The sequence below is a fragment of the Streptomyces sp. NPDC057963 genome (assembly GCF_042887155.1).
Lineage (GTDB): Bacteria > Actinomycetota > Actinomycetes > Streptomycetales > Streptomycetaceae > Streptomyces.
In genome coordinates, this window is record NZ_JBHVPX010000012.1 from 90,518 (window position 1) to 103,713 (window position 13,196).

The 13,196-nt window shown below is 70.5% G+C and carries 12 protein-coding genes; 9 read left to right on the forward strand and 3 right to left on the reverse strand.

Annotated elements, in window-relative coordinates; all coding sequences use genetic code 11:
- The first annotated feature begins 490 nt into the window (after positions 1 to 490).
- The 9 genes from ACFVT1_RS26560 to ACFVT1_RS26600 all read left to right on the forward strand — a co-directional run bounded on the left by ACFVT1_RS26560 (position 491) and on the right by ACFVT1_RS26600 (position 10,061).
- Positions 491 to 883 carry a sensor histidine kinase gene (locus tag ACFVT1_RS26560; RefSeq protein WP_389799871.1) on the forward strand — a complete coding sequence of 131 codons (393 nt, stop codon included), beginning with the start codon at positions 491 to 493 and terminating at the stop codon, positions 881 to 883.
- 673 nt (positions 884 to 1,556) lie between these two features.
- Entirely contained in the window at positions 1,557 to 2,582 is a 1,026-nt protein-coding gene (locus tag ACFVT1_RS26565) for a cytochrome P450 (RefSeq protein ID WP_389799873.1), read from the forward strand.
- Positions 2,583 to 2,883: 301 nt separating this feature from the next.
- A complete protein-coding gene (locus ACFVT1_RS26570; RefSeq protein ID WP_389799875.1) occupies positions 2,884 to 3,168 on the forward strand; it encodes a type II toxin-antitoxin system Phd/YefM family antitoxin in 285 nt (94 codons plus the stop codon).
- A 662-nt stretch (positions 3,169 to 3,830) separates the two neighbouring features.
- A complete protein-coding gene (locus ACFVT1_RS26575) occupies positions 3,831 to 4,460 on the forward strand; it encodes an urease subunit gamma (protein WP_389799877.1) in 630 nt (209 codons plus the stop codon).
- The gene (locus ACFVT1_RS26580; RefSeq protein WP_389799880.1) at positions 4,453 to 6,174 is read left to right on the forward strand and encodes an urease subunit alpha; all 1,722 of its coding nucleotides are present in this window, start codon (positions 4,453 to 4,455) and stop codon (positions 6,172 to 6,174) included. Before ACFVT1_RS26575 ends, ACFVT1_RS26580 begins: the two co-directional genes overlap by 8 nt.
- A 13-nt stretch (positions 6,175 to 6,187) precedes the next feature.
- Positions 6,188 to 6,850 carry an urease accessory protein UreF gene (locus ACFVT1_RS26585; RefSeq protein WP_389799882.1) on the forward strand — a complete coding sequence of 221 codons (663 nt, stop codon included), beginning with the start codon at positions 6,188 to 6,190 and terminating at the stop codon, positions 6,848 to 6,850.
- 27 nt (positions 6,851 to 6,877) lie between these two features.
- Entirely contained in the window at positions 6,878 to 7,555 is a 678-nt protein-coding gene (gene ureG / locus ACFVT1_RS26590; protein ID WP_389799885.1) for an urease accessory protein UreG, read from the forward strand.
- Positions 7,552 to 8,325, forward strand: a complete 774-nt coding sequence (locus ACFVT1_RS26595) for an urease accessory protein UreD (RefSeq protein ID WP_389799887.1) — start codon at positions 7,552 to 7,554, stop codon at positions 8,323 to 8,325. Before ureG ends, ACFVT1_RS26595 begins: the two co-directional genes overlap by 4 nt.
- Positions 8,326 to 8,483: 158 nt before the next feature.
- The gene (locus ACFVT1_RS26600) at positions 8,484 to 10,061 is read left to right on the forward strand and encodes an alpha/beta hydrolase (protein ID WP_389799889.1); all 1,578 of its coding nucleotides are present in this window, start codon (positions 8,484 to 8,486) and stop codon (positions 10,059 to 10,061) included.
- A 76-nt stretch (positions 10,062 to 10,137) separates the two neighbouring features.
- On the opposite strand, the gene ACFVT1_RS26605 is transcribed toward ACFVT1_RS26600, so the two are convergent.
- The 3 genes from ACFVT1_RS26605 to ACFVT1_RS26615 all read right to left on the reverse strand — a co-directional run bounded on the left by ACFVT1_RS26605 (position 10,138) and on the right by ACFVT1_RS26615 (position 13,163).
- Positions 10,138 to 11,187 (reverse strand): NAD-dependent epimerase/dehydratase family protein, encoded by a 1,050-nt coding sequence (locus tag ACFVT1_RS26605; protein WP_389799891.1) that lies wholly within the window; start codon positions 11,185 to 11,187, stop codon positions 10,138 to 10,140.
- Positions 11,188 to 11,252: 65 nt separating this feature from the next.
- On the reverse strand, positions 11,253 to 11,972 hold the full coding sequence (locus tag ACFVT1_RS26610) for a lysophospholipid acyltransferase family protein (protein ID WP_389799893.1): 720 nt from the start codon (positions 11,970 to 11,972) through the stop codon (positions 11,253 to 11,255).
- 549 nt (positions 11,973 to 12,521) lie between these two features.
- The gene (locus ACFVT1_RS26615) at positions 12,522 to 13,163 is read right to left on the reverse strand and encodes a GntR family transcriptional regulator (RefSeq protein ID WP_389799895.1); all 642 of its coding nucleotides are present in this window, start codon (positions 13,161 to 13,163) and stop codon (positions 12,522 to 12,524) included.
- Between the last annotated feature and the right edge of the window lie 33 nt (positions 13,164 to 13,196).

The window sequence follows — 13,196 nt, forward strand, 5'->3', positions numbered from 1 at the left end:
GCGCCTGGTCCAGCCAGCCATGCAGCACCTGCTGCTCCGCACCGGAGGCGGCCGCTCCTCCTTGCATCTGCCGGTACCACGCACCATCCCCCGTTCCAGGGTCGATAGCGGCTGGGGAAGGAACAATGCTGGGAATGACAAGCCGACGTCACGCAATTCCATGTAAAAGCGGCCGACGGCTTGACCGGGTGCGAGAGCCCAGTTGGTTCTCTGTGATCCGGCTGCCTCCCGGCAGCGTCGCGGTGCTGCGTGTCCAACGCGCTCATAGGCACCATGCAGCAGACCCTGCCGTGTCCCGGGCGGTCGGTCGGCGAGCGGCCCGGGCAGCGTCTCGGAGGCGGACTGCTTTCTCCAGCGTCTCGGCGTGTGCATGGAGTCCGGCGGCGTGGTGGTCGGTGCGCGCGATGTTCGCGCACGACGGCCGGCAGCGATCCAGCCGCGGATGTCCTCACTGAAGCCGTCCCGACCGAGGCGGGAGGCAATTCGGCGCGTGAGCCGCACTTCCCGAACACGAGCGGGTACGTCCCGGCGGCTCGGCGGGCAAGTCGGCGCTCCGCCTCGGTTCGCAGGTGTCGGCATCATCCTGAACGTACGCGCCCCCGACCATCCGGTCGAAGTTCAGGGAAGCCGCGGCCAGTTGGCTCGAGTCCTGGGCAACCTCGTCGACAACGCCCAACGCCACACCACCTCGACCGTCACCGTGGAACTACGTGCCGACGGCACCGACGCCGTGCTCACCGTCACCGTCACCGACGACGGCCACGGCATCGCCCACTCGCCAAAACGGGCGACCTCTCCGACCGTAACGGCGTCCCGGAAGCTGGTGACCAGCAAGTATTCGGAAGCTAGGCATACGGCGACGCCGCCCCCGCGCAGGACGTAGGCGAGACCGCGGCGGGCTTCGACGCTCGGCGCGGATGGGCCGCCGAGACCGCAGCCCGCAACGTTGCACAGGGCTACTCGCCACGTGGCCGTAGTTATGCGGAAACAGGACCTATGTCAATGCATACAACTGATGCTCTGAATATGGCATATATGGCAAAATGGAATGCATGGAGTTTGATGCTGAAGACAGGTGAGAGGAGTGCGTCATGATCGTCAAGCTGCTCGGCAAGCTGTCCTTCACCCGCCACTACGGTGCGTACGGGGAACACGACTGGGGTGCGTAAGGCGGTGACGTCCGGGTCTGACCGCATTGCCGGCGGGAGCCCCCAAGCGCCCGTCGGCTCCTGGCTGTGCTGCCGACGATTTCGGCCTGGACAGGTACGAGAGGCAGGGGCGATCCCATGGGCCGAATGAATGAGCCGCCGCGGTTGCATGGAGGCAGCTTCGCGGCCTGGAGCCGCGACCGGCTGGCACTGGCGCGCCGTGGCGCTGCCGAGTGCGGGGACGTCTGGCAATTGGAGCCGGGTGTCTATGTAGCCGCTACGGCCGGGCCGTGTGAAGCAGTTCTGCACCGCGCGCAGGACTTCCCCAAGCCGCCCTCGCCGCTCTTCCCGCCGCTGAATCGGCGAGCACCGACGCCTGAGGAGCGTGCGCGCACTCACGCCGCCCGCATGCGCGGACTACGCCCGCAGGCGGTTGCAGCCCGTATCGGTGAGATGGCGCCCAGGACCGCTCAATTTGCTGACCAGTGGCCCACGGGCCGGGACGTCGAGATTCTGCCCCCGGTCCGGCACGCCCTGGCAGAGATCGGTGTGCGCTACCTCTTCTCCGAAGACGCTCCCACCCTGCTGCCCTTTGCCGCACAGCTCTTCCTGGCCCGGGAGGTGCTCGTATGTCCCTCGCGCTGGGTATGGCCGCGCTGGGTCCCCACACCGGCACGGCGGTTCCGCACACGGCAGCAAGTCGCCTTCGTCGACGCTTTGCGGCCCATCGTCCGCCGGCGCCGTTCATCGGGCCGGCTCGGTGACGACGTGCTGGGACAGATGCTCCGGCCGTCCTCCCGCTATGGCCTGCTGCCGGAAGAGGCCATACTCGACCCTCTCCCCGGAATCACCGTCGCCACCTTCGAGACACCCTCCCGGGCAGCCGGATGGATTCTGCTCCACCTGGCCCGATACCCCCAGGCAGCGGGCCGCGTCGCGGCCGAAGCCGCCTTGCTGCCCGCGGACCCGGCCGCGACGACCAGCACCCACCTCGACAGCCTGCAATACACCCAGGCACTGGTACGCGAGGTGCTCCGCCTGTACCCCCCGAGCTGGCTACTGACCCGGCGCGTCGGGCGACAGACTCAGCTCGCCGACTTCACCATCGACGCCGGGTCCACCGTGCTCATCTGCCCCTACACCGCCCACCGCGACGCACGGGAACACTCCGATCCGGACCGGTTCCAGCCCGAGCGCTGGCTCGATGATTCGGGCTCGCCGACGAAACCCGGGGCATTCCTCTCCTTCGGTACCGGCCCGCACGGCTGCGAGGGAGCCGCTCTGGCCATGGCGATGCTGACGCTCCTGACCGCGCAGACCGCCCGCTGCTACCACTTGAGCGAGCCGCCCGGATCGGAACCCGGCTACCGGGTCACCACCTTGGAAGGTCTCGCACCTGTCGGCCTGCGCCTGCGTGCCACCTCGCGCAGCTGAGGGCAGCCCTGCTTTCAGTGACAGGCCGCCTCCACCCACGAACAGCGAGCGTTGATCAAGACCGTGTCCTGTGTGGTGAGGCGAGTGAGTCGGTTGTAGCAGCAGAGGGTGGCGGCGAGGCCGAGAAGGCCAGGTAGTTGCGGGGTTCGAAGTTCCAGCCGCGGTGAGGGTCGTGTCTCGATCGGAGACCACATCTCTCGCAAACGAGAGCGCACGGGAGCACGCGATCGCCTCTGACCTGGATGATCGCTGTCGCCACGGACCACGGCAGACCGGGCGGACATTACATAGGCTAGGGAGCATGGCCTACGAGATTCCGGTGACGCAAGCCCGAGCTGAGCTCGCCGAACTGATCAACCGTGTCGTCTACGGCGGCGAGCGCGTGGTCGTGACGCGGCACGGCAAGCCGCTCGTGGCGCTCGTTTCGGCCGCTGACCTGGAGCGACTCGAAAACGACGACGCGGCTGCCGAGGAGCAGGTGATCAGCTCGGTCTCCTCGATCGGCTCCTCGGTGTCCGCTCCCGGCGAACGGCGGCGCTTCGGCATCGCGGCGGAACACCGCGGGCATCGCGAGCCGGGCAGCTGAGCGCCCCCGACGGTCCGCAACGCGGAAATGCCGTGCCCCGCGTCCGCCGCGGACGGGGGCACGGCCTGCGTGTACGAAGTGCCCCGGCCGCCGGGCCACCGGGGGCGGCTCCGGTGTGCCGGGCGCGGGTGCGGCCGGAGGGCGGGCCCGGCGTCGGCCGCCGATGAGAACCGCCGACGGTCCGGGCGCCCCGCGGCGTGAGCGTGGGCAGCGCGCCGAGCACCCCGCTGCCGTCGCCGTCCCAGAAGGCGACCGGCCACAGTGGTGACCGCAGTGGTGATCGCAGTGGTGAGCCGCCTGCGCCCGGCGGCATCGGCTGCCCGATCGTGCCGATCGGCGGTTCGGGCGCGCCGGTGACGCCGGAGAACGGGTTTCCGGGCAGCGCCAGGGCGCCGAAGCCGGCACCGAGCGGCCCGATCGGTGCGGCGAGCCCTGCCGCTGTGCCGCCGCCGGCCGGCGTGGTGAGCCCGAGCGCCCCCGCCTCGGCCCGCCCGATGTCCACGAATCTGCAAAAGGTCAGTTAACGCGCCGGAAAAACTTCGGCTCCAACGTGCAATACCTTGCCGCGGGGCACCGGTTCGGAGTTCAACAGTCTGTTGAGGAGGGCTAATGTCTCGCTGCGTCCAGGACCGGTACTGGGCACGCGACTGTGAGGTGGAAGCATGCAACTGACCCCGCATGAGCAGGAACGTTTGCTCATCCATGTTGCTGCCGATGTGGCCCAGAAGCGCCGGGCACGCGGACTGCGGCTCAACCACCCCGAGGCGGTCGCCCTGATCACCGCGCATCTGCTGGAGGGTGCCCGTGACGGCCGTACGGTCTCCGAACTGATGGCATCGGGCCGCAAGGTGCTCTCCCGTGACGACGTCATGGACGGGGTGTCGGAGATGATCCACGACGTCCAGGTCGAGGCCACCTTCCCGGACGGCACCAAGCTCGTCACCGTCCATGAGCCGATCGTCCGACGGGAGGCGTCACCGATGATTCCCGGAGAGATCCTCTACGCGGACGGGCCCGTGCCGTTCAACGAGGGCCGGCCCGTCACCCGCCTCACCGTTCTCAACGCCGCCGACCGGCCCGTTCAGGTCGGTTCGCACTACCACTTCGCCGAGGCCAACCCCGGTCTGGAATTCGACCGTTCGGCCGCCCACGGCCTGCGGTTGAACATCGCCGCCGGGACCGCCGTCCGCTTCGAACCCGGCATACCCGTCGACGTCGAACTCGTCCCCCTCGCCGGACGGCGCATCGTCCCCGGCCTGCGCGGCGAGACCGGAGGTGCCCTCGATGGCTGAACTCGACCGCGCCGTCCACGCCGATCTGTTCGGCCCCACGACCGGCGACCGTATCCGGCTCGCCGACACGGATCTGCTCGTCGAGATCGAGGAGGACCGCTCGGGCGGCCCCGGACTCGCAGGCGACGAGGCGGTGTTCGGCGGTGGCAAGGTCCTCCGCGAATCGATGGGCCAGGCCCGCACCACGCGCGCCGAGGGCGCCCCGGACACCGTCGTCACCGGCGCCGTGATCATCGACCACTGGGGCATAGTCAAGGCGGACATCGGCATCCGTGACGGCCGGATCACCGGGATCGGCAAGGCCGGAAACCCGGACACCATGGACGGCGTCCACCCCGATCTGGTCGTCGGCCCCGAGACCGAGATCATCGCGGGCAACGGCAAGTTCCTCACCGCGGGCGCCATCGACGCCCATGTCCACTTCATCTCGCCGACCCTGATCGACCAGGCGCTCTCCTCCGGGATCACCACCCTGGTCGGCGGCGGCACCGGACCGGCCGAGGGCACCAAGGCCACCACCATCACCCCGGGGCCGTGGCACCTTGCCCGGATGTTCGAGGCGCTGGAGGCGTATCCCGTCAACATCGGCCTGCTCGGCAAGGGCAACACGATGTCGCGCGAGGCCATGCACTCCCAACTCCGCGCCGGTGCGCTCGGGTTCAAGATCCATGAGGACTGGGGTGCCACCCCCGCCGTCATCGACGCCTGCCTGAGCGTCTGCGAGGAGACGGGCGCCCAACTGGCCATCCACACCGACACCCTCAACGAGGCCGGATTCGTCGCCGACACCCTGGCCGCCATCGCCGGGCGCTCCCTCCACGCGTACCACACCGAGGGCGCGGGTGGCGGGCACGCCCCGGACATCATCGGCGTCGTCTCGGAGCCTTACGTGTTGCCGAGTTCGACCAATCCGACGCGACCGCACACCGTCAACACCATCGAGGAACACCTCGACATGCTGATGGTCTGCCACCATCTCAACCCCGCCGTGCCGGAGGATCTCGCCTTCGCCGAGTCGCGGATCCGGCCGTCCACCATCGCGGCCGAGGACATCCTCCACGACCTCGGCGCCATCTCGATCATCTCGTCCGACTCCCAGGCGATGGGCCGCATCGGCGAGGTCGTCCTGCGCACCTGGCAGACCGCCCATGTGATGAAGAAGCGCCGCGGCGCACTGCCCGGAGACGGGCGGGCCGACAACCACCGAGTGCGTCGCTACGTCGCCAAATACACGATCAATCCGGCGGTCGCCCAAGGGCTCGACCGGGAGATCGGTTCGGTGGAGCGAGGCAAACTCGCCGATCTGGTGCTGTGGGAACCGGCATTCTTCGGAGTCAAGCCGCAGACCGTCATCAAGGGCGGCCAGATCGCGTACGCGCAGATGGGCGATGCCAACGCCTCCATACCGACCCCGCAACCGATCCTGCCCCGCCCGATGTTCGGCGCGGTCGGACGTTCCCCCGCGGCCAACTCGCTCAACTTCGTGGCGAGCGCGGCCATCCAGGACGGGCTGCCCGAACGCCTCGGCCTCGGGAAGCCGTTCGTGCCGATCACCAGCACGCGCGGGGTCACCAAGGCCGACATGCGGGAGAACGACGCACTGCCGCAGGTCCATGTCGACCCGGACAGCTTCGCCGTGACGATCGACGGCGAACCGGTCGAACCGGCACCGGCCGTCGAACTCCCCATGGCCCAACGTTACTTCCTCTTCTGATGCGGACCCGGCGATGAGCCGCGCGGCTCTGCTCGTCCTCGCCGACGGCCGGTTCCCCGCTGGTGGCCACGCACACTCCGGCGGCGCCGAACCGGCCGTGAAGGAAGGGCGCATCCGCAATGCCGAGGACCTCGCCGCATTCTGCCGGGGCCGTCTGCACACCACCGGACTCACGGCCGCTGCGCTTGCCGCGGCGGCCGCCCACGGACACGACCCGCTCGCGCTCGACGAGGCGGCCGACGCCCGTACCCCGTCACCGGCCCTGCGGGCCGTCGCGCGCAGGCTCGGCCGGCAGCTGATGCGGGCCGCCCGTGCCACCTGGCCCAGCCCGGAACTGGCCGCGCTGGCCCGAGCCCGGCCGCGCGGCGCGCACCAGCCCGTCGTCCTCGGCCTCACCGCCCGCGCGGCGGGACTCGGGCCCGTGGACGCCGCGCACTGCGTCGCGTACGAAACCGTCAGCGGACCGGCCACCGCAGTCGTCCGGCTGCTCTCGCTCGACCCCTTCGAGGCCACCGCCGTCCTCGCCCGCCTCGCATCCGAACTCGACCGGGTCGCCGAACAGGCCGCCGTCGCCGCGCACGGCACCATCGACGCGCTGCCCGCCGCCTCCGCCCCTCTCCTCGACATCACCGCAGAGGCACACGCGGCCTGGCCGGTTCGCCTGTTCGCCTCGTAAACCCGCAAGAACCAGGAGTCGAATCCCATGCACCTCGACCACGGCCAGCACGGCGCCGCCGCCGTGAGCGCCGACGCCGCCCGCCCCGACGGCACCCGCCGCGCCCTGCGCATCGGGCTCGGCGGGCCGGTCGGCTCCGGCAAGACCGCGACCGTCGCCGCCCTCTGCCGGGTCCTGCGCGACCAGCTCTCCCTCGCCGTGGTCACCAACGACATCTACACCCGGGAGGACGCCGCCTTCCTGCTGCGCCACGCCGTCCTGCCGCCCGAGCGCATCCAGGCCGTGGAGACCGGCGCCTGCCCCCACACCGCGATCCGGGACGACATCTCCGCCAACCTCGAAGCCGTGGAGGACCTGGAGGACACCGTCGGGCCGCTCGATCTGATCCTGATCGAATCCGGTGGTGACAACCTCACCGCCACCTTCTCCAAGGGGCTGGTCGACGCCCAGATCTTCGTCATCGACGTGGCGGGCGGCGACGACATCCCGCGCAAGGGAGGGCCCGGCGTCACCACCTCCGACCTGCTCGTCATCAACAAGACCGACCTCGCCCCCTACGTCGGCTCCGACCTCGGACGGATGGCCCACGACGCCGCACGGCAGCGCGGCCCGCTCCCCGTCGCCTTCACCTCGCTCACCTCCGAGGAAGGCGTCGGGCCGGTCGCCGACTGGGTGCGGGGGCAGCTCGCCGCCTGGACCGCATGAGCGTCCAGGCCACCGCCCGGATCACCGCGGTCCTCGACAGCCGGGGCGTCACCGCGCTTCCCGTGCTGGAGAGCGACGGACCGCTCGCACTGCGCCGGACCCGGGCCGTGAACGGCCCGTACGCCCGTGTCACCGTCGTCGGCGCCATGAGCGCACCGCTCGGCGGCGACCGGCTCGCCATCGAGGTGCGGGCCGGCGACGGCGCCCGGCTCACCGTCGACTCGGCGGCCGCGACCGTCGCCCTGCCGGGACCGGGGCCGGCCGCCGGACCCGCCACGTACGACATCGAGTTGAGCGCGGGGGAGGGGGCCGAGCTCCGCTGGCTGCCGGAGCAGCTCGTCTCGGCGCACGGCAGCGCCCTGCGCATGACCACACGGGTCGAACTCGCCCCCACCGCACGGCTGGTGCTGCGCGAGGAGCAGATCCTCGGCCGCCACGGCGAGAGCACCGGCACGCTCGGCAGCCGCCTCACGGTGCATCGCGCCGGCCGTCCGCTCATCGACCAGCAGGTGGCGTACGGGCCGGGAGCACCCGGCGGCTGGGACGGCGCTGCCGTCCTGGGCGGCCACCGGGCCGTCGGCCAACTCCTCGTCGTCGACCCGTCGTTCGCCGGGAAATGTCCCGAAGCGCGGCTGCTGGGACCGACCGCCGTCCTCACTCCGCTCGCCGGCCCGGCCGTGCTGGTGACAGCGGTCGCCCCCGACGCGCGCCTGCTGCGCAGGGTCCTGGACGAGGCGCTGAACGACGTACTCGACACCCGGACGGGCTGAACACCGCTCAGCGGGACACGGATGTCCGGTTATCGATTCGGTAAAGAAGTGGGTGCGTGGCCTGTTCTCAGGAACCTCACAGACGACAGGATCCGCAAGAGGTCCCGAATGAATCGCGCCACCACCGGTGGCGCTTCAGATATTGGGGGAGGTTCCACTTGAGACGCACAGCAGTGCTCGGCTCGGCCGGCGCTCTGATCGCGGGCACGCTCATAGCGGGCGCGGTAACCGCACCGGCGGCCACTGCCGAAAGCCGTCACCACCACGGTTCCGAGGCGCGCGGCGTTCAGGTCGCCGCGGCACGGGCGGCCAGGTCCGGCATCGACTGGAAGGACTGTCCGGCCGACTGGGCCATAGCCAAGCCGATCCAGTGCGGCTGGGTGACCGTGCCGCTCGACTACGCCAGGCCCGACGGCAAGCAGATCAAGCTCGCCGTCGACCGGCACGTCAGCACCGGCACGAAGGGCGAGCGACAGGGCGCGCTGCTCTACAACCCGGGCGGCCCCGGCGGTTCGGGCATGGCGTTCCCGAAGCGCATCATCAACAAGAACGTGGTCTGGGCGAACGCGGCGAAGGCCTACGACTTCGTGGGCTTCGACCCGCGGGGCGTCGGCCACTCCGCGCCGATCTCCTGCGTCGACCCCCAGGAGTACGTCAAGGCCCCGAAGGCCGACCCCGTGCCCGACTCCGAGGCCGACAAGCGGGCCCAGCGCAAGCTCGCCGCCGCGTACGCGGACGGCTGCGCCGAGCGCAGCGGCGACATGCTGCCGCACATGACCACGCCCAACACCGCACGCGACCTGGATGTCATCCGCGCCGCCCTCGGCGAGGAGAAGCTCAACTACCTGGGCGTCTCCTACGGCACCTATCTCGGCGCGGTCTACGGCACGCTCTTCCCGGACCACGTCCGCCGCATGGTCGTCGACAGCGTCGTCGACCCGTCGAAGGACAACATCTGGTACCAGAGCAACCTCAACCAGGACATCGCCTTCCAGGGGCGCTGGGACGACTGGAAGGCATGGGTCGCCAAGAACGACTCCGCCTTCCACATCGGCGACACCCCGGAGAAGGTCGAGCAGGCGTGGCTGACACTGCGCGCCGCCGCCAAGAAGAACCCGATCGGTGGCGTCGTCGGCCCCGCCGAGCTCATCGGCTTCTTCCAGAACGCGCCGTACTACGACTCCACCTGGGCGCTCGTCGCCCAGACCTGGAGCGACTACCGGGGCGGCGACACCCAGGCCCTGGTCGACGCGGCGGGCCCGGACATGTCCGACACCGCGGGGAACATCTCCTCGGAGAACGGCAACGCCGTGTACACCGCGGTCGAGTGCGCGGACGCCAAGTGGCCCACCAGCTGGCAGAAGTGGGACCGCGACAACACCCGGCTGCACAGGGACCACCCGTTCATGACATGGGCGAACGCCTGGATGAACCTGCCCTGCGCGACCTGGTCCACCAAGCAGCAGACCCCGCTGAACGTCAAGACCGGCAAGGGCCTGCCGCCGGTGCTGATCGTGCAGTCCACGCGTGACGCGGCCACCCCGTACAAGGGCGCCGTCGAACTGCACAAGCGTTTCAAGGGCTCGCGCCTCATCACGGAGCGGGACGCCGGTTCGCACGGTGTCACCGGTCTGGTCAACCCCTGCATCAACGAGCGGGTGGACACCTACCTGCTCACGGGCAGGACCGACCGCAGCGACGTGACGTGCGCTCCGCACGCCACACCGAAGCCGTAGCGGTCGCACTCCACGGGCACGGGCGGCCGGCGGCTTCGCGCCACCGGCCGCCCGTTCTCGCGTACGGGCCTGTGTCTCACGCCCGGCGGTCGTACGCCTCCAGCCAGGCGTCCTCCGCCGCGTAGTCGAAGAGCTTCTCCCCGTACGCCCGCAGCATGACGGGGAACGCCTCCCTCCAGTCCCTGCCCTTCAGCTGCGCCCCGATCCACTCGACCGTCTTCGCAAGCGACTCCGCGTAGCCCGTCACCGGCCGGTAGCCGAGCTCCCGCTCGGCTGCCGTCATGTCGTACACGATGGAGTGGGGGGCGCTCCACGGCGTCGAGCCGACACCGTCCTCCCCGGGCGCGCCCGCCATCAGCACGGTCTCGGTGCTCCGGCCGAGCACCGCGTCGACGGCCTCGCCGATCTCCGCGACCGTCGGTGCCTGCGGATCCCCGGCGTTGAGCACCCGTGAACCGGGCCGCCCGGCGGCGAGCCGGATCAACTCGGCCAGGTTGGAGGAGTGAACAGGATGGAATCGGGACGCACCGCCGTACGAAAGCACCCGTCGCCCCCGGCCGTCCAGGAGCCGCTTCACGAACCACAGCTCGCGGGGAGAGCGGCAGTACGTGCCGTGAATCGCCCCCGCGCGCAGCAGCGTCACCGGCAGCGCGTCCCCCGCCGCCAGCAGATCCCGCTCCAGCTGTATCTTCCGCGTCCCGTACGTGGCATCGCCCGCCGAAACGGTGCGCTGCGTCTCCGGGATCGGCACGGGGTAGCGCGGAGCTCCGCCGGGCTCGCCCTGCGTGTCGAAGCTGTGCCCCTGATCGTCCTCGTACACCGCACCGCTGGAGACGACCACCGCCGAACCGATCCGGTCCGCCAGGCCGGTCAACTGCCGGGCGTGGTCGGCGCCGTACGCCACCATGTCGACGAGTACGTCACAACCGTCGCCCAGTGCGGCGGCGAGCGCCCCGTCCTCGTCCCGGTCGAGAGCCGTCGTGCGCACCGCACCGTCCCACCGGACGTCCCGGCCGCCGCCGCGGGAGGCGGCCGTCACCTCCCAGCCGTCCTCGACGAGCGCCCGCACGGCCGCTCGCCCGATCTGTCCCGTCGCTCCCAGAACCCATGCGTTTCCCTTGGTCATGACAGGCACGCTAGAGCCGGGACCGCGGCCGGGAACAGCGGAGTTCACCCTGCGCGGATCAGCCCTCAGCGTCGCAGTTTCGGGAACTTCCGCGACTGCCCGGCCTGTTCCGCCTGCGCCGCCTTCACCTTGGCCGCGTACTCGTCGACGTACTCCTGCCCGGAGAGGGTGAGGATCGCGTACATGATCTCGTCGGTGACGGCCCGGATCGCCGCCCTCTGGTTCTCCAGGCCGGCGTAGCGGGAGAAGTCCAGCGGCTCACCGAAGCGGATGGTGACCCGTTTGATGCGCGGCACGGCCTGTCCCGGGGGCTGGATCTCGAAGGTGCCGACCATCGCGCACGGCACCACCGGTACCCGAGCCGTGATCGCCATGACGGCCACGCCGACCTTGCCCTTGTAGAGCCGGCCGTCGTGCGAACGGGTGCCCTCCGGATAGATCCCCAGCAGCTCGCCCCTGCCCAGCACCCCGAGCCCTTCGCGGATCGCCGCCTGTCCCGCGTCCTTGCCGGACCGGTCCACCGGAATCTGCCCGATGCTGCGGAAGAAGGCCGCTGTCAACCGCCCCTTTACGCCCGATCCGGTGAAGTACTCCGCCTTGGCGAGAAACGTGATGCGCCGTCTGAGGATCGCGGGCATCAGGAAATGGTCGGAGAACGACAGATGGTTGCCGGCGACGATGGCCGCGCCGTCCTCCGGGACGTGCTCCAGACCCTCGATCCTGGGGCGGAAGAACAGCCGGAGAAGCGGCCCGAGAACGACGTATTTGAGCACGTAATAGAACACGGGGCGGCTCCTAGCCCTGTCGGATCGGTTCCAGTGCTGCGTTCTGCGAGGTCAGCACACAACTCGCGGGAGGGCAGCCTATGCGCCGCCGTCGTCCTGTGTAACCGTCTTCGGGCGGGTCGATGCGGACGTCTTGACGACGTTGTGGGCCCCGGCATCGCGTGGGCGTCGAGCGCTCCCGCGATCCCGACGGGGGCCGAAGGGCACCGCTCGGTGAGCTCGCCGCCGGAGTCGGCCCGCGGCGCCGTCGACGGGCGCGACGGCCACCGGGACCGTCACCCCCGGTCGGCTCCGGCGCGATCACCTCGCGGGTGCGGGCCGAGAGCGACCGGGAGCGGTACGGAGCGACTTCGCCGGCCCCGGAGGCGGCGGGTCCCCGGGCGCCTGCCGCGGCAGGGACGTCCGTCGCCGGCGCCTGCCCGAGTGCGGCGGATCCCCCTTCGAGCGCGCCCGCCTCGGCTCTCTCACCGCCCGCGGCCGTGCGGGGCACGGCCGGGCATCTCGACCCACGCCACTCCGCCGTCCCCGTCGGGGTCCCGCCGCCCGTGGTCAGTCCTTCAGATGCTCCAGGATCCGGTGCATCCCGCTGTTCCAGTTCTCCCTGAGTGCCGCGACGGCCGCGTCGAGGTCGCCGCGCTGCAGGCACTCGGCGATCCGCTCGTGCTCCACCGCCGAACGCTCCAGGATGTCCTGGTCGCCCAGGGCCACCCGCTCGTAGCGGTGCATCGTCACCTTCAGGGAGGTGATCAGCTTCATCAGGCGGTTGTTCGTGCAGCCGGACAGGAGCAGGTCGTGCCACGCGTCGTCGTAACGCTCTATGACGTCGTGCGGGGCCTGCGGGGCCGAGAACGCGCGCGCCTCCTCAAGGAGGCGGGGGGCCGTCGCCGCCAGGTGCTCGGGGTCGCTGGACTCCAGGGCGAGCGCCTCCAGCGTCGCGACGATCGCGGACAGGTCACGGAACTCCTGCGCACTGAGCGGTGCGAAGCGGAAGCCCTTGCCGCGCTCGCTGGTGATGACACCCTCGCGCTCCAGCGTGATCAGTGCCTCGCGCAGCGGCGTACGGCTGACACCGAGTTCGGTGGCGAGCTGCCCCTCGTTGATCGGCTCGCTGGTCGCGATCGTGCCGCGCCCGAGGCGCTTGATCAGTTCCTCCTTGACCTGTTCGCGCAGCGGGCGGTTTTCGATTGGCATCTGAGGCTGCCCTCCCCTTCGGTCCGGTCGATT

Coding starts and splice junctions, on each gene's coding strand:
- ACFVT1_RS26595 (WP_389799887.1), top strand. CDS start 7,552: ATGAGCGTCCAGGCCACCGCCCGGATCACCGCGGTCCTCGACAGCCGG.
- ACFVT1_RS26580 (WP_389799880.1), top strand. CDS start 4,453: ATGGCTGAACTCGACCGCGCCGTCCACGCCGATCTGTTCGGCCCCACG.
- ACFVT1_RS26570 (WP_389799875.1), top strand. CDS start 2,884: ATGGCCTACGAGATTCCGGTGACGCAAGCCCGAGCTGAGCTCGCCGAA.
- ACFVT1_RS26565 (WP_389799873.1), top strand. CDS start 1,557: ATGCGCGGACTACGCCCGCAGGCGGTTGCAGCCCGTATCGGTGAGATG.
- ureG (WP_389799885.1), top strand. CDS start 6,878: ATGCACCTCGACCACGGCCAGCACGGCGCCGCCGCCGTGAGCGCCGAC.
- ACFVT1_RS26585 (WP_389799882.1), top strand. CDS start 6,188: ATGAGCCGCGCGGCTCTGCTCGTCCTCGCCGACGGCCGGTTCCCCGCT.
- ACFVT1_RS26575 (WP_389799877.1), top strand. CDS start 3,831: ATGCAACTGACCCCGCATGAGCAGGAACGTTTGCTCATCCATGTTGCT.
- ACFVT1_RS26605 (WP_389799891.1), bottom strand. CDS start 11,187: ATGACCAAGGGAAACGCATGGGTTCTGGGAGCGACGGGACAGATCGGG.
- ACFVT1_RS26615 (WP_389799895.1), bottom strand. CDS start 13,163: ATGCCAATCGAAAACCGCCCGCTGCGCGAACAGGTCAAGGAGGAACTG.